The sequence below is a fragment of the Neobacillus jeddahensis genome (assembly GCF_000612625.1).
Classification (GTDB): domain Bacteria; phylum Bacillota; class Bacilli; order Bacillales; family Cytobacillaceae; genus Neobacillus; species Neobacillus jeddahensis.
The window spans coordinates 126,020-149,225 of record NZ_CCAS010000005.1 but is presented as its reverse complement, the minus strand read 5'-3'; the positions used below and the strand labels follow the sequence as shown (position 1 = coordinate 149,225).

Here is a 23,206-nt window from a genome sequence, read left to right as displayed (position 1 = left end):
TGTAGGCAAACTCGAAAATTTTCGAGTTTGTCTACAGTCTAAGGCATCGGTTTCCCGATGCCTGTAGCTTTAAAATAAAGTTTGATCAAAAAAACCTCACAAACCCGCATTTTGCACTATAAAAAAGAATCCATTTTGAAAAAAAGATTGATCAAAACGAATTCTTTCTTTGTGAAGTATTATACAATTTTTATAAAAAAGTTTGATCATTTTCTAGGTGTAATCTTCAACAATTGCGCTCTTTACCATGTAACTCTAACCAATAAATTCCTTGGAATTACGTAACGCTTGAAGATACACTTGTTCGGGAAATTTCGTGATCCGCAATAATTCAATTGCATTTTTTGTTTTAGAAGGACCTGCCTTAATTAGATAGTCGAAAATAATTTCATCATTTATAATACGTTCTCTAAAATGATAATTATCGTACTTTGTTGATAAGATATCAGTTAGTTCCAGATCATGAGTTGCTGCCATAATTCGCGTTTCATTACAATCACTTAAATAATTTAAAACTGATTCAGCAGCGGCAACCCGCTCGATTGTATTTGTCCCTTTAAAAACTTCATCAATAAAAAAGTACATGAATTTGTCTTTATTGGCATCTCTTATATCAAATATTCTCTTTAGAGCGTAAATTTCACTCAGAAAATAACTTTGCCCTTTTTCAATATCATCGGACATGGCCATAGAGGAATAAACTAATCCTCGTTTTAAAGTGATCTCCCTACTGGTACTGGTGTTTAAAGCCTGTGATAAAATGATATTAATTGCAATCGTTTTGATAAATGTAGACTTCCCCGAAGCGTTGGAGCCGGTAAGAAGAATATTTTTATCGAAGTAAAAGTCATTTCCCACTGGTTTATTTAATAAAGGATGGTATGCTTTTTGGATGATTAGGGAGTTATTATGACTGTATTTAGGTAAGCAATAAAATGGCAGTATCTTCCTCCATAATGCGATGGAATAGCAACAGTCAATATCCCCTAATTTCCTCCATGCCAATTCATATATTTCATTATTACTACTTAAAATATTCACGATGTAATGGAAGATAAAGTAATCAATTAAAAATATAGATTTACATAATGTAAATAGTTGAAGGACTAAGTTGCTCCCGCTGGCATCGTCTTGTAACAGGAATACGCCAATAAAAGGCGCTTTTTTTAATTTATTTGTTCTTTTTAAAAAATCAACATCATTATTTAGTTTTGCTAATTTCCTAGATGTTAAAATAATATTTAAACAATAAAATAAACTTTCATACTCTACCTCATTCTTAGAACGGTTTAGATAAAATAGTGTTGTATTTACTAGCACGCTTATTATGAATATCGAAAAACCAAGTTGGACTGAAATAAACATAGTGAGCAGTCCCACAATAGGTAGGACACTGAGAACGAAATAGATTTTCCTGAAATTGAAATCAGGGTTACCAAAAATATATTTGGATGAGTCTGCATGGGCTGCTTTACCTAATTTTGCTAAAATCAGTGATAATTTACTTCTGTATTGCCTATCTCTAGTGATTCTCTCTATTATTTCTTCATAAAATAAATGTTTTTCATGAGCCTTTTTTAATCTGTAATACAACATTTCTTCCCCGACTGAAGTAAAGGTATAATTTACTTTTTCAAATATTTTACTCATGTTTAGGTCATTCCAAGTAATATCATCGACACCATATTCATCCTTGGAACTTCCTTTTGCATTTTCAAAAAAATATTTAAACGTTCCAAGATAATTTATTGGATAATCTAATTTATTATTATTATCCCATAATTTTAACACCAAGTTTTTCTTTCGATAGGCACTATATATATTATATAGAACAGTTACTCCCGAAATAGCGATGATTGCGTAAATGTAAAACATACATACTCCCCCAATGTTTTTTTATTTTAAATAAAAAACATTGGGAAATGTGGACCTTCATCATCTTGCTCACCTTTAGATTCTTTTCGATACACTGAACATACTAGTTTATATTTATAATACACATATGGTGTCAAACCATTATTTTGTAAATGATTAGCATTGACATTTTGCACAATGCACATATCTTTTTGTTGTAAACCAACGTGTTTGTTTACATGGTATTCAGAAAGAATAAGAGCAGCATTCAAAAAGAAAGCTGTAAATATGAAAATTGATATATAAAATAAAGTGTCTGGTGTTAGTAACTCCATTTATACACATCCTTATGGAATATAATAACATAAATTCCAATAAATCATTCAATATTTTCAGAAATATAATTATCCAAAATACACATGTTTTTCCTACTAAACTACCATTAAATATAGTATGATTTTTGACTGTTCAAAGTAAAAAACGAATCAAATATCTCATAAATGTTCATTTAATTTAAAAAGTGTATTCCTACATAAATCTGGCTCTATTAGCGAACAAAGTTTAATCTAATTAGGGCCGCACTATAACATCCTTTTTATTTTATATGTTTTTCTGCTTCTTTCTAATGTATTCTTCTAAATAAGGTTTTATTTTTTTGAAATTCTTGGATTCTATCGCACAGGATTCCCTTAATTTCTCAAACCTCACGCAATTTTCTTCTTCTAACATTTTGTCTATGACTATACAACAACGCCGAATTTGAAACTCTTGAACAGTTTCTGAAATTTCATTAAGTAATTCGTTAGTCTTTGGCAATTTTTCCACATAACTTTTGATTGAGAGGTTGAATATATTTAATCGTTTACTAAATAGCTTACCTGTAATTCTAACTGGCTTTTCTAATGTTTTTAATTCAGGATAAACTTCTTTTATCTTTTGATAATATTCTTGATCGCGCTTATTCCAGTCAGTTGCATTTGTTATCGTTGTTGCTTGACGTTTCTGAGGTAAATTAGCATCGAACCATTCCTTATCATTTATATATAAATAACGATATGCTGTATAGAATTTTCTCTCCAACTGCGTTCTTGTGACGTCAGGGCATTCCTTTATAGCATCTAATAACAAGGAACGATAGTATTCAATACGATTTTTAGTATTACTTTTTAAAGTAATATTGGGATTCTTTGGTGTATGCAAGGTTTTACGTTTAGAAGGAAAATTGGCATCAAGCCATTCTCTATCATGATTATATAAGTAAGTAAAATTTTTCTTTAACTTCGTCTGAAATTGCTTTCGATTAGCATTCGGGAATTTCTCTCTCCACTCTAATAAATCTGCACGATATTTTTCAGTGAGTTCTGGGGATGTTGCTTTAATAGCAATTCGATTATAAATTGTCTTTGGACTTACATCTAGCTCTAATGCAATTTTTTCACGACTTACATTCAAAGATACTAACTTTTCAAACTTCTCTTCCCACGCTTTTCCATAGGCTAATATTCGACTTTTACGCCACTTACCTTCCTCACTCTTGTCTGGTCCTATCCTTGTATATTCAAAACCACATGAACATGAAAATTTTCCTATTAGAACTTTATCTCTAGTTTTTATTTCTACCTCCGATATTACCAAAACTTTATAATGCTTGGCAGCTTTATTCAAACAAGGCCACGGTCCACTCCCGAATGGACCATCATCTTCTTTTATTTCTAAAAATGAGTCTATATCTTGATCGAAGAAATACAGTAAAAGCAAATGACGAAATGGATGTACACTATTTCTCAAAAAATTAGTAAGCGCTATTTGCAACCATTGATTTTGTCCATCAATTTTTACTGGTGACTCATACTTTTCTAAAAAACCTTGTGGAAACTTTGAAATAAAGGCTCTAAAAAGTTCTTCTCTTTTTAGTCTAGTATTTGTCATTAACCAATTATTTTCCCTCAAGAGCGTCCTATACTTTTGAAAGACTTTTTCGATGTTAAATTGGTTGATTGGTACTTGAAGTAATCGATAAGCCATTTTGGCTAACTTAACTTGTACCTCTTTGAATTCACTGGATTCAGTTTCCTTTAAACTTGATGAATTCATTAGTCTTTCATCAAATCTTATATACCCATGTCTGCTAAATTCTGTATAATCAACAGGGTACTTCTTTAGCATCAATTCATGGTGAGGGCAATAATCAATACCTTGGAGCTGATGCTCGCGGTGAACATATGGTTCACTGTATATTTTAATATCGTTGTTGGCACACTCTGAACAATAATATAACCCTTGTTTTCTACTAATTTTACCACCGGAAATTCCCAATCTACCATGTATACCTTGTCCATTTGTGCGTACATCTTCCAACACTTTCTTTTGACGCTCAATGGTAATAAATAGAGCGAAATAAGGGTATATAGTATTATTAGCTAATAGGCTCTCAACTGAATAATTATTTCCTAAATTTTGTATCAAGTTAGAAAAATGACTACCAAACTCTATACTCGGTAAAATACTTCGACTTTGGAATAATTCCTCTAATGTTTCTACAAAGTTGATATTACCATTATAAAAATGATACCGGCTTATAGCGGAATAAATCAATTCATCCGGATAAGGATCAGTAAAAAACGGGAGCAAATAAATCACCACACTTTTAAATATCTAGTAAAATTAGCAATTTAAGATCAGAATAGTTCACTCATTGGTTCTGGTATAAAGTTATTTTGTTTTAGATAAACATACGGATGTTTTTTCTTTGCTAAAGCTTTTTCCCTTAAAGCTAATAACGGCAAATTGACTACTTGTTTTTCTTTTAAAACAACCTTTGAAAGTTTTTTTTGATTCAATTCCATCGCCTGCTGAATTACATGCAATTTCAATTGATTGTATTCGGTATCCACCGGATTTTTTTCAACAGCTTTTGTGACTAAATTACGTAGAACATTTGCATCCAATGCAGTAAAAATCCCCAAAGCAGCTAATTCAACACTTAGATTCTCAATCGTATCTCGGCGCTTGTAATCCAATGTGTTTAAACGCTCTTTCATCGCATCTTTGATTTTACCTTCGTATTCAGTGCCTTTCTTATGATTAATCATTAAGTCGTCAAGATTAATCATAATATCCTCATATTTATACATCGCCTTTAAATTGTTTTTACGAATAGCATTGAGCATTGGTTGTATAATTTTCATATCTACCTTTGCTGTTTGCCTTAGAACCTGCGGAGTTATTTTTTCATCTGAATTCTTTTCATCAAATAATACTCGTTCTTGTGCAAGAATAAATAAATTCACAGCCACTGCAGTAATGCCTTGACACTCTTCATAAAAAGCTTTTTTAAGCTCGTCAGTCAGTTCCGAGTGTTCTTTTAAACATTGCATATTCCAAAGTGTTTCTAAGAAAAATTCCCATTCCTCGCTGTTTTCTGCCATTCGGTCCCAAATAATAGATCCATCACTTGCTGCCCGACGTGCTTGGCGGAAGTTTCCTTTAAATAATAGTTGTGCCTTCGAGGTACCAATTAATACCGTTGGGATACCTACTGTATTAGACAATGTAACAAAGAAGTTCAACATTTCCTCTTGCTCATTTTTTGAATTTATAAGATGCTGAATTTCGTCAATCACCAACACACCAATACCATACAAACTCGCGAGTGAAGTCATATACAATAACATTGTTGATGTCATTCGATTGAAATACCCAAACTTCTCCAGATAGTGTGTACCTAGTAAATCATCAATTGCTTTAAAGAAACTTTTGCATAATGTGGCTAAGCTTCCGTCATAAGGGCAGTCTATTTTCAACCAAACAATTTGAGTACGGTTAAAAAGTTGACCTTTGTATAGTTGATGCTTAATGACTTGCGGATACATTGATAGCAAACGTTCAATTGCAGTTGTTTTACCTATACCAGATATACCAATAATCGCTACACTATCAGCTGTTGAACGTATATAGTTCAGCCGCTCATCGATATATCGATGAGCCCCTTCTTCATCTTCACGTAGCTCGTGCAAAACCCGGATACGTTCTAAAAAAGATTTATCTAAAGGATTACGTGCTAAATATCCTCTACGAATTAAAGTGGATAATTTACGTTCAACTTCAAAATGAATGGGCAATGGTTGAATAAAATTTTTAATTCGTTTCAATACATGGTAACGAATGTTTGCCTCGCTTTGTTTATCTTGTTCAGATATACGTGGTGTGACCATAAATCGTTCCAATACATCATCTTCAGTAAATATTGGGGGAAGGGCTTCAATAAAGGGATTATTGCAATAATCAGACAAAGCTTGTTCCTTATAATTTGCTTCCTCTAAATCACCTTTTAATACTAGGTTATTTATTTTTTCCATATTCCTCATCTCGCTTCTTTCGTAATTTATCCATTAAACGTGAGGAAGATTTTTTCGGTGTTTCTTCTTCAACTTTTTCTTTTGTTGCAAAGTCTATTACTGATGCTTTCTGATCGAATTGTTCAGACTCTAAATCAAATTGCTCAACTTGACGATTAAGCTCTTTTTCAATAGCCTTGTTATCTCTAATAGATGCTAGCTCTTCTTTTTTACTTGTCGATTGATGTTGTAATTGCTTTTTCTTATTTTTAGCTTTAGTTATGATATCTTCAAGCATTGCTTCAGTATTAATGGTGAGTTGCACTTGTTTTGAGCGTTCAATTTCCTCAAGTTCACTTCTTAATTGTTGTTGGAAAATAATTTCCTCTATAAAGTCTTGTTTATATTGAAAACTTGGTTCAAGTAAGCTACAGGTTTCAAAATCCATACCACCATCATGTGGAATATAAATTTTTTCTACATTACGAGGATCATAAACGATTTCAATACTTTTATTTTTAAACTTTAGGTACCATTGTTCTTCTAATGCCTGTCTTGAACCATAAAATAAATTCTTAAACTTTATACCTGCTCTAGAAATCGTTGCATTTCCTCGCGGTAAAACATTTAATCGCAAAATAGTTCGATCAACCGTTCTTAATCTACCTTTTCGATTTTTGATTCCCCAATTCCAAAGGTTAATCGGTGTAGGCACAATATTATCAGCAATCATTTCTTTTTCCATTGGATATTTTTCAATAATTTTATGATTGTGATGTAATACTAATGTAATAATAATTGCTGTAAATTCTCTAAGATTTAACGTTGCATCTAAGCGATAGTCTCGATCTCCACGCTCACGATATTCCTTTTGAATAGCTCCGGGTGCTTTTTGTTTCACTTTTCCATTCAGTGTACGAAATTTACGTTCAACAATCCCTTTTAAGTCACCACGATAGGCCGTTGTATTTTCAATTTTAATATTTAAATTATTAATTAAGTTTTCTACGGAATAGCCCTCAAATTCCCCGCGGTCAGCAATAATGATTTCAGGCAAGTGATGTGTTGGCCATTGTCCTTCTTCAATATCAATATTGTATTTCTTACAAAAATCTACCTTATCAGCAGCCATATTATCTAATGCCATCATTGCACCTAACCATGAAGGTCCTTCTAAACCAACATATAAACCTGTTATTATTCGAGAGTAGACATCCAGTACAGCATAAATAACGGGGCGACCAATGATTCTATTTATATCAAGTGAGCTTACCAAATAAATATCAGCAATCGTAGCGTCAATTTGAAAGCGAGTACCTGGACCATTTGTTTCTGATTTTGAATTGCTTACAAGGGGACGACTTTTCAATTCAAATTCCTTGGCACTTTGACGAAATTGAATATCCTTTTTTGGGTCTTCAAATTTCTTAAACCAATAGTAAAACTGATGGTAAGAGGGTATCCGATTAGCATCCCAAACACGATATTTCATTTCACCATTTTCTTTATAACGGTCTGAATAAAAATCACGTAAAATAAAATGATAAACATCCTTTAAAGAATAATTATTTGTTTTCCGGTAATACTTGTCAATTGAATGCTCAAACTGCAGCTTCACTTCTTCTGTGATATTAATACCTGTTTGATATTCGCCACTAACAGTTACTCTTCTTGGTCGACCAGCTTTTTCTTTCGATAAAGATTTTTCTTTTCCTCTACCACCTGAGTTTATATAATCAGGGAGCATAGCATTTTTATTCATACCACGCTGCCAATAGCGGCTAAGAAGCTTCTTTACTTTTGTTGGTGTAACTTCTAGTTGTTTTGCAATAGCTTTTATCTTAAATTCTCTTCCATGTTTTTGTAGTAACTCTTCCATAAAAGGGAAAAAGGATTGTTGAATTGTGCGCCAATCCTCTTCACGCTTTTGAATCTGTACCGCTGTCAAATCTTCATCGATTATTACTCTAGCAAATGGATCAGCTATCGCTAATAATACTTTCTGTTCTATTTCTGTAACCAATGTGGCATAAAGCATCTTCTTAGGCATTGATGTATGTGCATCAATATCAACTATATAAACATATGATTCTTGTATTTCAATTACCCGCATTCGTTTAGAATCTTTTACATATTGAAGGACTTGGTTAATATAAATCATCCGTTTATCACCTGCTTCAATCTATTCTCATCAATAGACTGAATTGTAATTGGTTGTTCTAAATTCAAAGTTTCTTCCATATTAATTCGAATGATTTTTTGGGCCAGCAAATGATAAAATAACGTTACTCCACTACCGAAAGGCAAATGAGTATCAATATCAAACTCATTCGCAATTGCTCTAAAACTACTATTTTTGTTTAATAGCCTTTGTATTAAAGAAATTGCTAAATCTTCAATATGTTGCTCGCTCATTTCTCGGAAGACATCATAATCTCTAACATTATAATAATCATGCACATAACTAATATTACGAGCCATCGTTTTCGAAATCTCTTCTTCAGTAACAATGCCCCAATCAATATCTCTTCGCTGCCAATACTCTCTTTCAATTTCAAACTTTTCAAGGACTCGTTCTTTTAATAATTCATCTTTCATCTTAATTGTTCGGGCTACCTCAAACACACCTTGTCCTTTATCCAGCGTTAATAAAAAATCCGTTGTCATCACAATTGGTTCATTCGTTTTGGGATCTGTAGGATGTTTAATACCTAACTCTTGCGCAATAACAATTGTTTCTTCCAACGGTAATAAGGGAAATTGCTCTCTTATATCTAAAACAAAATCTGAGTATTCAGTTAAATAAAAATAGTTTCGTTCTAAATCAGACAAAAATTCGTGTTGCCTTCCTGTTTTTATTCCTTTCAATCGAGTTGAGCGACCTAATGAAGAAACGTCTTGAATATTCAACCAAGGTTTATAATTTGAACCTTGCCCGGAGCCACGACCTTCTTTAATCCATTTATCAAATTTAGATGTTCTTGTTCTTTTTGACATAAAAAACACCCCTTTAGACAATTTTATCCAAAGGGGTTAGACAGTGCAACTTTTTTATAAACAGTATAACTTTATTTCAAACAGTACGTCTTTTTTACAAACGGTATAACTTTATTTCAAAGTTACAATGCCCTTTATAAACCATTTTTTATAAACCACACTTTAATTGAGCATTACAGTTGGTACATGTATTACAGCCGCCAATTTCTTTTACTTTTCCTTTTCGGCATACAGGGCATGTATTTCCAACCTCTGAACCGATCGTTACGTCTGTTGAACGAAGGTCACTGATAGTATCAACCAAAACAACATGCTGTTTTGGTTTTTCTTCAAACATTGATAATTGTTCATTTGTATTATCTTCTGCCTTTAGAGTTAGTACCTGCGAATCACGGGAGCCATCCACATAAACGGTACCGCCTTTTGCACCACCACGGTAAAGACGTTCATATACCTTTTCTACTTGTTCTACACTGTATCCTTTTGGCGCATTAACAGTTTTACTTATAGAACTATCTATCCAACGCTGGATAACACATTGGACATCAGCATGAGCCTCAGGCGCAAGCTCCATTGCCGCAACAAACCATTTTGGCAGATTCTCTGGATCTGCTTCAGGATGTTGGTCTAAATATTCTTGGACGATATCCGCTTTTACTTCGATAAATTTACCAAGACGTCCACTTCTAAAATAAGAAAATGAGAAATAAGGCTCTAATCCTGTGGAGACGCCAACCATTGTCCCAGTACTCACGTTTGTTACTCTCAATAAGGATTTTATTGAGGGCGGGATTATCAGTACCCGCTCCATATGTCGCCATATGGGTCAGACTATATCATCAACCATTTTTTGAATGTCTTTTTCGATGACAAGGATATTCACAGAGACAAATAAGGTTTAACAATTCATTTGCCTTTTCCCAGTCTCCATTAAAACTACGAAAGGGAATAATATGGTGAACTGATAATTCCTTACCATATTGTGCCTCAGTTATTCCACAGTTTTGACAGGTAAACCGATCTCGTTCTCTAGCTAATCTTCTTTGGCTTAGCCAATTTGGACCATAATAGCCAATATCTCCACCGTTCCAAGTACCACTTTTTTCACCAGAAAACATCTTACTATCACTGTAATATTTGCCCATACACGTTACTGAGCAAAAATTAAGCGTTCGTAGAGTAGAAGGTTTTTTTTCAAAATCTTTTCCACAATTAGTACATGTGACGTGGATTTGATTTTTATATTGTATTTTTCCTCTTCTACCATTAGCTTTTCCCAGACAACCTTTGGAGCAATATTTAGCTGTTTTTTCTCTATTCTTAGGAACACTAAATTTTCGCCCACAATTAGCACAACTAATCACAACCTGCTTTCTTAAATGTTGATTAATTAGATGTCCGTTTTGAATTTGGTAAGCTTGCTTACATTTATGGTTACAAAAGTTGGTATTAAATATCTCTGACGGTTTACGAATTATTGTTTTTCCACAGAAACTACAGTTTACCTCTCTCTTCTTAGACATTTCCTTTCAGAAGTCTGGAGGCTGATTTCTGTGAAATATGATCTTACAATTACGAGAACAAAATTTCTTTCTGTCAAAATGACTTGGTTTTACAATAATATCCTTACTACAATTAAGACATTGTTTAATCACAGTAATTCTCCTTTGTCTCCTTTTTTATTATTATAAAAGAGAACAAACGTTCCTGCAACTAATATGGTTGCTCAGCATGTAGTCGTTGAGGGGTCAGCCACGACTTCCCTGCGGATTGTCTGGTAGGCTTTCGCCAACATTCTTACCTTTTTACCTATTAATTGTTGGCAAGACAAGGTAGTAAGAGATACTCCAGGGTTTCCCGCATATAGCTAAGTTTACGCAGCACTCTTACGAACACTGGGGGCAATATCTTTACCCGTTGGGGCAACGGTTAGCAAATGAGAATTCCTTATTCCTTTTACTAAAATAGTTTCACGGATATCATCAGGCATTTTTTTCATAAAACCTGTGTTTATAAAAGCGTGTCTTAATCGATTGGTTTCTTCATTCGTTTCACCAGTTAAAAATGGGAAGCTTCCCTTCTCTGTTGCTAATTCAACAGAAGTTCTATAAGCAGTAGTAGCGATTGTTTCAAATACTTGGTCTACAAGTTGATTTCCTTCAAGTGAACCATACTCTGTTTCACAATAAATAAGCAGATCATGTAAGCCCATTACGCCAAGGCCTACACGGCGCTCACCAAGTGCCTGTTTTTTATTTTCTTCTAGGAAGTAAGGGGTCGCATTGATAACGTTGTCCTGCATCCTTACTCCCACAGCTACTGTTTGTTTTAACTTTTCAAAATCAACTGTTTTTGTTTCTTTATCAGCCATCTCCGCGAGATTCACAGCTGCAAGATTGCACACTGAAAATGGTGCAAGTGGTTGTTCCAGTTTGTTATCCTAAAGGCTTTTTATCCCCTAGTTCTAACGGTTGATTTCCCGTTAGTTCAGCATATCTTTTCATTACACACTTTTTGCATAAATTTTAACAGTTCTTTTCTTCCAAGATCTTCTCCAAATACAGCTTTTGATATGACTCTAAAATCTTTCACCCCAAACTCTTTTTGGATCTGAGAAGTTAATGGTTTTATAGTGGTTTTTATTTTGTTGAAAGGAGTAGAAAGGACAATTTCTTTGTTTTCTTTTGACCATTTAATTATATATTTCTTGATTAATTCATGAATTCGATATCGTTTTTCAACATATGTTTCTGTAGCACATTTTATGGCAACTTTCCCTGCACAGGATTGACTACAAAACTTTTGAGGGGATGTTTTTATTACAATAAATTCTTGCCCGCATTCAACACATTTTCTGTTTTCTCTCGGTTTTTTTAATTTACCTTTTTGAACCAATCCAGATTTCCTTAATCCCTCAAGCATTCTCTGTTTTGTAATACTATCAGAAGCCCATAAATCTTTTGTATGCTTACCTATTCTTTTTTTTGAAGTCTCACTGTGCTTAAGATTATAATGCCCATTTAGTTCCCCATATGCAGCCTTACTTATAGTTGTATTTTGGGAATTAATCCATTCATTAATAGTTGATGTTAATGAGAATGGCAAATCCTTATAAATCTCAAGTAATTCTTCATAAGAAATTAGTTCACACTTTATATTATATTTATATTCAATGGTCTTTAAAGCTTGCCTTGCATTGTCCTTAGCCTCTTTATCCCTTGATTTTATTTCCACTATTTTTTCAAGTATATTATTTTGATCATAGAAGAAAAAATCTGGTTTATACATTTTATATCCGAGTTCAAACACGGTATCTTCATAACCCCACTGAATGGAATGATAGTCCAGGTATTTGGCATATGCATATTCATAGGAACTTCTTAAATAATGTCCTTTATAAAAGCCTGCATATCCTCTGTTCATTTTCCATCACTCCAAAGTAAATCCTCTAATTCTAGGTATGAATGTAGTATTTTATCGGTGTGAGTAATGTTGCGGCCTCGTGCGAAGATTATATTCTGCTAATGCAGGTTCACTTCGTATGCGTTGCCCCTGACTAGATTTTTACATCTAGCCTTCGGTTCGGATTCCCAGTTCTCAGGGTTCCCGCTTTATTCCGCAATTTTTAACGTGAGGCAAACTAAGCCACTTTACCACACGGATTTGTTGCCACAACTTGTTGTCCATACGCTTTTGCATTAGTCATGTCGTTAGCATTATCAATGAAAAATATTCCTGGTTCTGCTGAGTAGGTGGCACAAATATTAATTAAGTTCCAAAGTTCTTTTGCTTTAATTTTTTTATACACACGAACCTTGTGACCCTTCTTTTCCCACTCTCTTACATCGCCGATCTTATGCCATTCTTCATTATAAATCTTCATTTCTTCTTGATTATAGTGCTCTACATAAGGGAAGCGGAGCTCATAATCACTATCTTTTTCTACTGCTTCCATAAACTCTTTCGTCAAGCAAACGGAAATGTTAGCTCCAGTTAAGAATTCAGAGTTATGAACGGTGTAATTTCCACCTACAAGTAACTTTTCTTCAGCATGTTCAATGATTTGTTCATCAAAACCACCAGTTCCAGGTATATCCTTATAATTCACAATTCCCTGGTACATTGCCGTCTCTTGTAATGTTAATGGAGTAAATTTGAGCTTATCCTGTGCATGTTTTTTAATCATTTCATCTTTTGTATTTTCTATTAAGAATCGTAAAATTCTCGGATTCTGCATTTTTGAAATAATAAATTCAATAATGTCTGGATGCCAATCAGATAACATGATCATCTGAGCACCCCTGCGACTTCCACCTTGTTCAACCAAATGCGTTAACTTCGCAATATCATCCAGCCATGAAACCGAACCAGATGATTTCCCATTTACGCCTCTTGCCAAAGTATTTCGTGGTCTAAGAGTTGATCCATTTGTACCAACACCGCCACCACGGCTCATAATCTCCATCACTTGTTTCCGATGATCTGAAATGCCTTCACGAGAATCCGGAACAAATGGCATGACGTAACAATTGAAGTAAGTCACATCCGTATTTGCACCTGCACCATAAAGAACCCGTCCAGCCGGAATAAAGTTTAAATTAACAAGCTCTTGATAAAACCTCTCAGTCCACTTAATTCGCTTCTCTTCCGTTTCTTCGACCGAAGCTAAGCCTGTAGCATTCCGCTTGGCTATTTGCTCGTAGAAGAGTTCTAGCGGCTTCTCAATGATATCTAAGGAACGGATAATTTCTCCTGTTCTTCCCTCTTCCGGATCATCAAGTACACCTCTAAATTCCTCGTCAACCAAAACCTTTGCCTTTTTATTTTCCCAATCAATTTCCTTTATGATGCCAAGTCCTCGTGCTGGGAACTTCGGATCTTCTTTAATGGTTAAAACAACAAAGTCGCCTTCTGTGAGGGTAATTTTTGCTGTGTCTTTGAAAGTGTATCGATCCAACATAACCAATCTTGATACACCCTTATGAGTTAGTTTCATATCTGGGGTAACCGGATGCACTTGGGGGAATAAGCGGATATCCTCATTCAACCTTTCAAAATCAATATTCATTTTTTGTCTAAAAACTACAGACATGAGAACAACTCCTTTAAAAATAAGATCTCCATCTTGTGTTAGATTCTAGTAAGCTATGCTATATCTTGAGGTGTTAATAAACATACGTTAACATAGTTAATCAGAAAAAATCAACATATAGTACCGGAAATATTTTCGACACTACTACATATTGTATTTTGAGCAAATAAAAATATATTTGTCAAACACGAAAATAAATAGATTCAGTAGAAAATAAAAGCTTTTACCTATATTTCGTCAAATAACAGGAAAATTTAACAATATTCGCGACTTGCCTCTTATTAAAATAAGTACTAAAAGAAAAAAGCGGCAATCGCCGCTTCACCTATCTTTTAAAATTCCATTCATCACTTTCATATCGCTCTTTAGCAATTTTATCAACATAAGCAAGTTCTGCCTCTGTTAGTTGATAGGGTTTCAGTTCAATATTCAATCCATCTGCAAACCCTTTATAAAATGCCTCTTTTGCTTCTTCTAATGTGATTTTTCTCGTGCTGATCTCGTTCATCGCAACTGCTTTATTCTTAAAGGCCTTCTTCATTCGTTCCTTGACTCGCTCATTCGGATACTTAAATAAACTAAATAACTTATCTTCATCAATGTCCAATAAAATCGAGCCGTGTTGGAGTATGACACCCTTTTGTCTCGTCTGCGCACTACCGGCTACCTTCCTGCCTTCTACCACTAATTCATACCAACTCGGTGCATCAAAGCATACAGCAGAGCGAGGATTTTTCAACGCATCTCTTTCCTCCGCTGTTTTTGGTACCGCAAAATATGCCTCAAGTCCTAAGTACTGAAAACCTTTGAGAATACCTTCTGAAATAACACGATAGGCTTCCGTTACTGTCTTAGGCATTTCAGGATGGTCCTCAGAGACAATAACGCTGTAGGTTAGTTCTTGGTCATGAAGTACGCCACGTCCACCTGTAGGCCTCCTTACGAAACCTAACTGATGCGCGTTTACAGCCTCCATATCAATTTCCTTTTCTACCTTTTGAAAATACCCAACCGATAAGGTTGCAGGGGCCCATCCATAGAAGCGAATAACAGGAGGAAATTTCCCTTCACTATGCCAATCAAGCAATGCTTCATCCAATGCCATATTAAACGATGGTGAGCCATTACCTGAATCAATAAAACGCCATACTTCTTTTTCCATGTAAAAACCTCATTTATAATAAAATATGTCGATTTTTAGTCTACCAAAATCTGATAGGAATTCAAAATGAGTTGTTTCTGATATAATTAATTTGGTAAGAATGAAAGAATTTTTCCTTTTCATCTTTATCTTTATCAGAATGACTTATATAATTAACGTTAGTGCAAGAAAGCTTGAAAGGAGCAAAAAGAAGTTGAATTCACTTATTACCCTATTAATTATCATTGTTGCAGTTATCATCTATTCCGTTTTTACTTTTTTCTATCAAAAAAGAATTGTTAAAACGGTAACAGAAGAAGAATTCCGTGCGGGATACAGAAAGGCACAACTTATAGATGTTCGTGAAGCGAACGAGTTTGATGGCGGCCATATTTTAGGAGCACGTAATATTCCAATGTCACAAATGAAAATGCGCATGAATGAAATTAGAAAAGACATGCCTGTTTACTTATATTGTCAAAGCGGTATGCGTAGTTCACGTGCAGCACAATTTCTACATCGTAAAGGGTATAGAGACCTTACCCAGCTTCAAGGTGGTTTTAAAAAATGGTCTGGTAAAGTAAAATCAAAGAAATAAACGACGGGTTGGGGTTCTGGAATTTTCCAGAGCCCTTCTTATATTCATTCAGCTATTGATTGATGGTTTTATCGCCTTATCGCAAAAATGAAAAAGGACCATTTGGTCCTTTTGTCAATTAAGCTTTTTGATATTTTAAAACGGGTTTACGGGCTGCCAAGGTTTCATCCAATCGACCAACAACCGTTGTGTGAGGCGATTCTTGAACAATTTCTGGGTTCTCCTCTGTTTCTTTGGCAATTTGAATCATCTTATCAATGAAGGAATCTAGCGTTTCTTTTGATTCAGTCTCCGTTGGTTCAATCATGATACACTCTTCAACATTTAACGGAAAGTAAATGGTCGGTGGATGGTAGCCGAAATCGAGCAAACGTTTCGCAATATCGAGCGTTCGCACCCCTAATTTTTTCTGACGCTTCCCACTTAAGACAAACTCGTGCTTACAATGTTTATCAAATGGTAAATCGTAATATTCAGCCAACCTTCTCATCATGTAATTGGCATTTAATACCGCATACTCCGTGACGGCCTTTAAGCCATCAGGCCCCATTGATCGGATATAGGTATAGGCACGAACATTTATGCCAAAGTTTCCATAAAACGGCTTTACACGGCCAATGGATTGTGGGCGGTCATAATCAAGCACATACTCGTTGTCACGCTTTGTAATAATTGGTTTTGGTAAAAACGGAATTAGATCTTCCTTAACCCCAACAGGACCCGAACCTGGACCTCCTCCGCCGTGTGGTCCAGTAAATGTTTTGTGGAGATTTAAATGGACCACATCAAAGCCCATATCCCCTGGTCGAGCTTTTGACAATACAGCATTTAGGTTAGCCCCATCATAATAAAGCTTTCCACCTGCAGCGTGAACAATTTCAGCAATTTCTAGAATTTGTTCCTCAAATAATCCAAGCGTATTAGGATTCGTTAACATCAGGGCAGCGGTATCATCACCAACAACCCGTTTTAAATCCTCCAGATCTACCAGACCTTTGGCGGTTGATTTCACTGTAATGGTTTCAAAACCTGCAATGGTTGCGGAGGCAGGGTTTGTTCCATGTGCAGAATCTGGAACAATCACCTTCGTCCGTTTCAAATCCCCATTCGCTTCATGGTAAGCACGGATTAACATTAATCCTGTCCATTCCCCATGAGCCCCGGCTGCTGATTGTAATGTCACCTCATCCATCCCAGTGATTTCAATTAAATGTTGTTGCAAATCGTACAATAACCCGAGCGCCCCTTGGACAGAGCTTTCATCCTGTAACGGATGGATATGGGCAAAACCATTAAAACGAGCGACATTTTCATTTATTTTTGGATTATATTTCATCGTACAAGAGCCTAACGGATAAAATCCGGAGTCAAGGCCATGGTTTCTTTTAGAAAGCGCAGTGTAGTGCCGCATGATATCAAGTTCAGAAACCTCTGGAAGCTTAGGCTCCTCTTCACGTACATAACCATCTGGAAGAAGAGAATGGATGTCTAATTCCGGTACATCCATTTCCGGTAGGCTGTACCCAATTCGACCGGGTGTACTAGATTCAAAAATGAGTGCTTGGTCTTGATTATGCATGCAGATCCCCCAATTCCTTCACTAAAGTATCGATTTCATCCTTCGTTCTTTGTTCTGTTACCGCAATCAACATATGGTTGGACAACTCTGAATAGTCCCGTCCTAAATCATAGCCGCCGATAATCCCTTTTTGTAACAAATCCTGATTGACTTCTTTCACTGGTTTGTTTAATTTAACAACAAATTCATTGAAGGAATGGCCATCAGAGATGACCTCAAACCCAGCTGCTTTAAATGTATTTTTTGCATAATATGCTTTTTGTAAATTGGCTGCTGCCATTTCACGAATACCTTTTTTACCTAACGCTGTCATCGCAACGGATGCTGCCAGAGCGTTAAGCGCTTGATTAGAACAAATATTAGAGGTCGCTTTTTCACGGCGAATATGCTGTTCACGAGCCTGGAGGGTTAATACGAACCCACGTCTCCCCTGATCGTCCACTGTCTGACCGACAAGACGTCCAGGTACCTTTCTCATTAATTTATTCGTTACCGCAAAATATCCGCAATGTGGACCGCCAAAAGCAGTTGGAATCCCGAATGGTTGGGCATCACCAATAACAATGTCTGCACCAAATTTTCCAGGAGGTGTTAATATACCAAGGGATAATGGATTGCTACTTACAACAAACATTCCCTTATAAGTATGAGTAATTTCTTCTACTTCTTGTAACGGCTCAATTCGCCCAAAGAAATTTGGATATTGGACGATGACGGCCGCTACATCTTCATTCACTATTTTTTTTAATGCCTCAACATCGGTAATACCATCTTTAACAGGTGCTTCTACCACCTCAAGATACTGTCCTTTTGCATATGTTTTAAGAACTTCACGATACTCTGGATGAACAGCAGCTGACACAACTATTTTTTTCTTTTTTGTATGTCCTGCACTAAGCATAGCTGCTTCTGCAAGCGCAGTACCCCCATCATACATTGAAGAGTTAGCCACATCCATGCCTGTTAATTCACAAATCATCGTTTGAAATTCAAAAATCGCTTGTAGCTCACCTTGAGAAATTTCTGGCTGATAGGGTGTATAAGCCGTATAAAATTCAGAACGAGAAATCACATGATCAACGATGACTGGTATGTAATGATCATAAACACCAGCACCTAGGAAAGAAACATTTCGTTTCAGGTCAGCATTGCGATCTGCTAGCGTGAAAAGTTCCTTCATCAACGCTGTTTCAGACTTTGCCGCTTTTATGTTGTATTCTCCCTTAAACCTAACCTTTTCCGGGATATCGCTAAATAGTTCATCAATAGAAGAAACACCAATCTTATCGAGCATTGCCTTCTTGTCTTGTTCAGTCATAGGTAAATAACGATGTTTCATAAACCTAGCTCCCTCCTGTTATTTCTTTTCTCTTTTATAAAATGGTGTTGGAATAACAACAGCTTTTAATCGTTTGCCACGAATTTCAACTTCCACCTCAGTTTCAAGTCCGGAAAACTCCGATTTAATGAGGGCTAGCCCAATATTTTTCTTTAAGGTTGGTGACTGTGTACCCGTTGTGACTTCACCAATTAGCTCTTCTTCCTTATAGACAGGATAGCCATGACGTGGAATTCCACGGTCAATCATTTCAAGACCAACCAATTTCCTTGCTAATCCATTTTCTTTTTGCGTGATTAAAGCTTCTTTTCCAATGAAATCTGCTTCCTTATTTAACTTAACTGCAAAGCCAATACCAGCTTCAAGTGGAGAAATATCAGGTGAAAGTTCTTGACCATATAGTGCTAATACAGATTCGAAACGCAGGGTATCACGCGCCCCTAACCCGCATGGAAGAACCCCCTCTTCCTTACCAGCTTCTAAAATTACTTTCCAAAGGTCGACGGCATCGTCAGCATGACAATATACTTCAAAACCATCTTCACCCGTATAGCCAGTCCTGGATACAAGTGCCTTTTTGCCGCTGATGTTCATATCTTGCTGAAATTTGAAAAAGCCAATCTCACTCAAAACTGTCTCTCCAACAAGTTTCTGCAGGACCTTTTCAGCAAGCGGACCTTGAAGTGCCAGCTGAGCCATTTTTTCAGAGAGGTTATCAATGCTGACATCACCCACTAGATGCTCTTCTAGCCATTTATAGTCTTTTTCAATATTTGAAGCATTTACAACAAGCAAATAATGATTATCATCCAGCTTATATACAAGCAGATCATCTACAGTACCACCATTTTCATAGCACATCGCCGTGTACTGCGCCCCACCATTTTTTAATTTTGAAATGTCATTCGTCATCATTGTTTGTAAGTAACTTAGACTGTCTGGACCTTTCACTTCCACTTCTCCCATATGTGAGACATCAAACAATCCTGCTCTCGTGCGGACTGCCTCATGTTCTTCTTTAATACTTGAGAATTGAACGGGAAGCTCCCAGCCACCAAAATCGATGGTTTTTCCCCCATTTTCTTTATACACTTCGAAAAGCGGAGTACGTTTTAATTCAGTCATCCTTAATCCCCCTTTAATCTTTTCTTGTTCATCCAACGTTAAAAATACACTTAAAGAGATTGAAGCCAATCACAGATCAGGTAAAAAATTATTCCTTTTTCCCATTATGAAAAACAATCGGACAGGTAATAACTCTGAAAAAAAACATAAAAAGGACAGAGCCCTCCCCTAATCGTAAGAAAGGTCTCTGTCCTTGCACCTGAAAGTTTACCTAAAATGGTTTTCCCCTTTGGTGGCTGCTCATACCTGCAGCACTCTCCAGAGTTGCGTCAAACAAGAGTTCTTTTGCCTGAGAGATTCACATGTCTGCTTGCTCCTTCGGCGCTACTAAAGGTAGTCTCTCCCCTTGTTGTCATTCGCATTATAATATTTTCCAATTTGGTCATACTAACTATACTTAAAAAATAAATTACCTTATTAAAATATTTAAAACATTCAAAAGCTAACACCATCCTACCATTAAAACAAGACATTGAGCAATAACTTTATGTGAAATGCTTATGCTAGAAAATAATTGGAAAACTATAATGTTTTTTTATAACAGATGCACCCGATAAGAAAAAAAACTTACTTGCACACTGTTCAAAATAGTTGCAAAGGAGCTGATACAATGACTGTCGAAATTGAATTTGATTCCTATTGGCAGGATGATTTTTTACACAGAATGGAAAACGATGGACCTTGGGGAAGCTGGGAGCTTTTTAAACTAGCAATCGAAGTTGAAAAACATCTTGTTATTCCTGATTTTGAGGGCTTACAAGCTCCAAATCATTTACCAAATTTAACTCCGCTTCCACACCAGCTCGAAACAGCCAAACAAGTGATTGAGAACATGAATGGAAAGGCAATTTTAGCTGATGAAGTCGGTCTTGGAAAGACGATTGAGGCTGGACTAATTTTAAAAGAATACATGATTCGTGGCTTAGTCAAGAAGGTATTAATACTTGTTCCCGCCTCTCTTGTGACACAGTGGGCAATTGAGTTGAATAGCAAATTTTTCATTCCTGCAGTAACTCAAAGGAAAAGTTATGTTTGGGAACAGTCAGATGTCGTAGTTTCATCCATAGATACTGCCAAACGAAATCCTCACCGAGACATTATTTTCAATCAAGATTATGACCTGATCATCATCGATGAGGCACATAAACTTAAAAATAACAAAACAAAAAACTACGAGTTTGTTCAAAATTTGAAGAAGAAATTTTGTTTACTACTGACGGCCACACCTATCCAAAATCGAATTGAAGAAATCTTTAATCTAGTCTCCCTTTTAAAACCTGGACACTTAGGCAGCGAGACGGCTTTTTATGAAAAATACAAACGGGATGCCCGTTCCTTAAACGATGATGAGCATTTAAAGGAATTAGTCAATAAGGTCATGATTCGCAATCGTCGCGCAGATACAGGAATTGAGTGGACAAAACGGCAGGTTGAAACCATTCCCATTGAATTTTCTATACCCGAACTCGAACTATATGAAGCCATCACAACCTTACGAAATGAGGGTGATTGGATTCAGGCAAGCTCATTCTCTGTAATGACATTACAACGAGAGGCCTGCAGCAGTAGGGAAGCTGTTTTTTATACACTTAAAAATATGCTCCAAAAGAAAGAAAATCCCACTCCTGCCTTTGAAGAGCAAATACAGTATTTAATAAAAAAAGTGGAAGCGGTTCAGCAAAATTCAAAGGCAGAAAAAGCATTGGAATTAATTCAAAAGGTTAATGATAAAGTCATTATTTTCACCGAATATCGAGCGACACAGATGTACCTACAATGGTTTTTAAAACAACACGGAATATCATCTGTCCCCTTTCGTGGTGGCTTTAAGAGAGGAAAAAAAGATTGGATGAGGGAATTATTTCAAAAGCACGCACAGGTGCTGATCGCGACTGAGGCCGGCGGTGAAGGAATCAATCTCCAGTTCTGTAATCATATTATTAATTTTGATTTACCTTGGAATCCGATGAGGCTTGAGCAGAGAATTGGACGGATTCATCGGCTTGGGCAGGAAAAGGATGTCATGATCTATAATTTTGCAATAAAAAATACAGTTGAAGAACATATTTTGAAGCTCCTGTACGAAAAGATTCATTTATTTGAAAAGGTGATTGGCGAATTGGATGATATATTAACAAAGCTTGAATTTGGTAATATTGAAGATCATTTACTTGATATTTTTGGCCAATCCTCTTCCGAAGGTGAAATGCGTATAAAAATGGAGAATTTATCTTCGATGATTGAATTTGCACAAGACATGAAGAAAGGGGATACACATGCAGCAGCAGGAAATTCATAACTATCTGTTAAAATATTTTCAGGCAAATGATTGCCCCATCATCGAAAATAAGCCCGGATACTTGACCGTTCAGTTGACGATTGAACTGGATAAACAATTAATGAATCGTCCCTTCTATTGGCATTATTTAGAAAAAACAGGTGGAATCCCAAATCCGATGAGCCTTACTTTTATTACGAATAAAGACAAAGCACCTGAAAATATTAAAGGTGAAATTATCCATTTTGGTTCACCAAGATTGCACCAGATTTTTGATTCCTCCAAAAAGTTAGCTAGTTATATCCGTCTCTATGAAAATCATCGTCAATTCAATCATCAAACCCCACTGTTGCCATGGCTTTGTTTGAATGTAAAAATATCTTATCAATGTGATCGCAAACGGGATATTTTTAAATCGATTGGCTTACAGCTCATTAATGGAAAAATGGTCGAGGATTTTCACGACCGGTTAATGCAAGTCCCGCTTACCCCGAAGATACCAGATTATTCCTTTACATTATCGCCCTTAGTCCGGCCAAAAAGCGGGATGACCCGAATTGAAAACTATCTTAAATCAGTCATTGAACAAGATGATCATACATGGGCGGACGATGCTAGAAAGCGCTGGGATCAAGACTTGCGCCTCTTAGAACATTTCTATGAGGAAGTCGAGGAAGAAGAAAATGAAAACTACGAAACAGAAAAAAAGGCCCTCCAAGAGCAATATGAACCAAAAATCAACATCTCCTTCATCAACGGTGGAATCTTTTACCTAACGGAAAAGGCAATCTAAAAAAAACACAATAGTGTCAGGCACCATGTGAAAATTTCACATGGTGCCTGACACTATTAATTTCGCAAAAAAA

Annotated in this window: 15 protein-coding genes, 3 pseudogenes and 1 riboswitch; of the genes and pseudogenes, 3 read left to right on the top strand and 15 right to left on the bottom strand. The window is 35.8% G+C overall.

Going from position 1 to position 23,206, the window contains the following annotated elements; translation table 11 throughout:
* Positions 1–255: 255 nt before the first annotated feature.
* From TY15_RS04125 to TY15_RS04065, 12 genes and pseudogenes are all read right to left on the bottom strand, one after another.
* Positions 256–1,875, bottom strand: coding sequence for a MutS-related protein (locus tag TY15_RS04125; protein WP_052353693.1), 1,620 nt, complete (start codon positions 1,873–1,875; stop codon positions 256–258).
* Between the two features lie 26 nt (positions 1,876–1,901).
* Positions 1,902–2,189 carry a hypothetical protein gene (locus tag TY15_RS04120; protein WP_040208063.1) on the bottom strand — a complete coding sequence of 96 codons (288 nt, stop codon included), beginning with the start codon at positions 2,187–2,189 and terminating at the stop codon, positions 1,902–1,904.
* Positions 2,190–2,454: 265 nt separating this feature from the next.
* Positions 2,455–4,485: a TnsD family Tn7-like transposition protein gene (locus TY15_RS04115; RefSeq protein ID WP_040208062.1), complete on the bottom strand. Its 2,031-nt coding sequence runs from the start codon at positions 4,483–4,485 to the stop codon at positions 2,455–2,457.
* A 47-nt stretch (positions 4,486–4,532) separates the two neighbouring features.
* A complete protein-coding gene (locus TY15_RS04110; protein WP_244440878.1) occupies positions 4,533–6,212 on the bottom strand; it encodes an ATP-binding protein in 1,680 nt (559 codons plus the stop codon).
* The gene (locus TY15_RS04105) at positions 6,196–8,352 is read right to left on the bottom strand and encodes a Mu transposase C-terminal domain-containing protein (protein WP_040208060.1); all 2,157 of its coding nucleotides are present in this window, start codon (positions 8,350–8,352) and stop codon (positions 6,196–6,198) included. The genes TY15_RS04110 and TY15_RS04105 overlap by 17 nt, the downstream gene beginning before the upstream one ends.
* A complete protein-coding gene (locus tag TY15_RS04100) occupies positions 8,349–9,188 on the bottom strand; it encodes a heteromeric transposase endonuclease subunit TnsA (RefSeq protein ID WP_040208059.1) in 840 nt (279 codons plus the stop codon). Before TY15_RS04100 ends, TY15_RS04105 begins: the two co-directional genes overlap by 4 nt.
* 148 nt (positions 9,189–9,336) lie before the next feature.
* Positions 9,337–9,939, bottom strand: a pseudogene (locus TY15_RS04095) (hypothetical protein); the annotation flags it as partial.
* 88 nt (positions 9,940–10,027) lie between these two features.
* The gene (locus TY15_RS24860) at positions 10,028–10,711 is read right to left on the bottom strand and encodes an HNH endonuclease (protein ID WP_081799329.1); all 684 of its coding nucleotides are present in this window, start codon (positions 10,709–10,711) and stop codon (positions 10,028–10,030) included.
* Between the two features lie 389 nt (positions 10,712–11,100).
* Positions 11,101–11,616: pseudogene (locus TY15_RS04080) on the bottom strand (vitamin B12-dependent ribonucleotide reductase); the annotation flags it as partial.
* A 59-nt stretch (positions 11,617–11,675) separates the two neighbouring features.
* Entirely contained in the window at positions 11,676–12,611 is a 936-nt protein-coding gene (locus tag TY15_RS04075) for a PDDEXK family nuclease (protein WP_040208053.1), read from the bottom strand.
* A 226-nt stretch (positions 12,612–12,837) separates the two neighbouring features.
* Positions 12,838–14,280: pseudogene (locus TY15_RS04070) on the bottom strand (vitamin B12-dependent ribonucleotide reductase); the annotation flags it as partial.
* A 325-nt stretch (positions 14,281–14,605) separates the two neighbouring features.
* Positions 14,606–15,442: a lipoate--protein ligase family protein gene (locus tag TY15_RS04065; protein ID WP_040208051.1), complete on the bottom strand. Its 837-nt coding sequence runs from the start codon at positions 15,440–15,442 to the stop codon at positions 14,606–14,608.
* A 193-nt stretch (positions 15,443–15,635) separates the two neighbouring features.
* Between TY15_RS04065 and TY15_RS04060 the strand changes: the two genes are divergently transcribed.
* Positions 15,636–16,019, top strand: coding sequence for a rhodanese-like domain-containing protein (locus tag TY15_RS04060; RefSeq protein ID WP_040208049.1), 384 nt, complete (start codon positions 15,636–15,638; stop codon positions 16,017–16,019).
* Between the two features lie 118 nt (positions 16,020–16,137).
* Here the strand turns inward: TY15_RS04060 and gcvPB are convergent, their stop codons facing one another.
* Genes gcvPB through gcvT form a run of 3 tightly spaced genes read right to left on the bottom strand, consistent with a single transcriptional unit; the run spans position 16,138 to position 20,062 of the window.
* Positions 16,138–17,598 carry an aminomethyl-transferring glycine dehydrogenase subunit GcvPB gene (gene gcvPB / locus TY15_RS04055; RefSeq protein WP_040208048.1) on the bottom strand — a complete coding sequence of 487 codons (1,461 nt, stop codon included), beginning with the start codon at positions 17,596–17,598 and terminating at the stop codon, positions 16,138–16,140.
* A complete protein-coding gene (gene gcvPA / locus TY15_RS04050; RefSeq protein WP_040208046.1) occupies positions 17,591–18,937 on the bottom strand; it encodes an aminomethyl-transferring glycine dehydrogenase subunit GcvPA in 1,347 nt (448 codons plus the stop codon). The genes gcvPB and gcvPA overlap by 8 nt, the downstream gene beginning before the upstream one ends.
* An 18-nt stretch (positions 18,938–18,955) precedes the next feature.
* Entirely contained in the window at positions 18,956–20,062 is a 1,107-nt protein-coding gene (gcvT, locus tag TY15_RS04045; protein ID WP_040208044.1) for a glycine cleavage system aminomethyltransferase GcvT, read from the bottom strand.
* Positions 20,063–20,329: 267 nt separating this feature from the next.
* A riboswitch (glycine riboswitch) is annotated at positions 20,330–20,418 on the bottom strand.
* A gap of 254 nt (positions 20,419–20,672) precedes the next feature.
* On the opposite strand from gcvT, the gene TY15_RS04040 reads away from it, so the two are divergent.
* Together TY15_RS04040 and TY15_RS04035 are read left to right on the top strand one after the other, a co-directional pair.
* Positions 20,673–22,361 (top strand): DEAD/DEAH box helicase, encoded by a 1,689-nt coding sequence (locus TY15_RS04040; RefSeq protein WP_040208043.1) that lies wholly within the window; start codon positions 20,673–20,675, stop codon positions 22,359–22,361.
* Positions 22,339–23,133 (top strand): YqhG family protein, encoded by a 795-nt coding sequence (locus tag TY15_RS04035; protein WP_040208042.1) that lies wholly within the window; start codon positions 22,339–22,341, stop codon positions 23,131–23,133. The genes TY15_RS04040 and TY15_RS04035 overlap by 23 nt, the downstream gene beginning before the upstream one ends.
* Positions 23,134–23,206 lie beyond the last annotated feature (73 nt).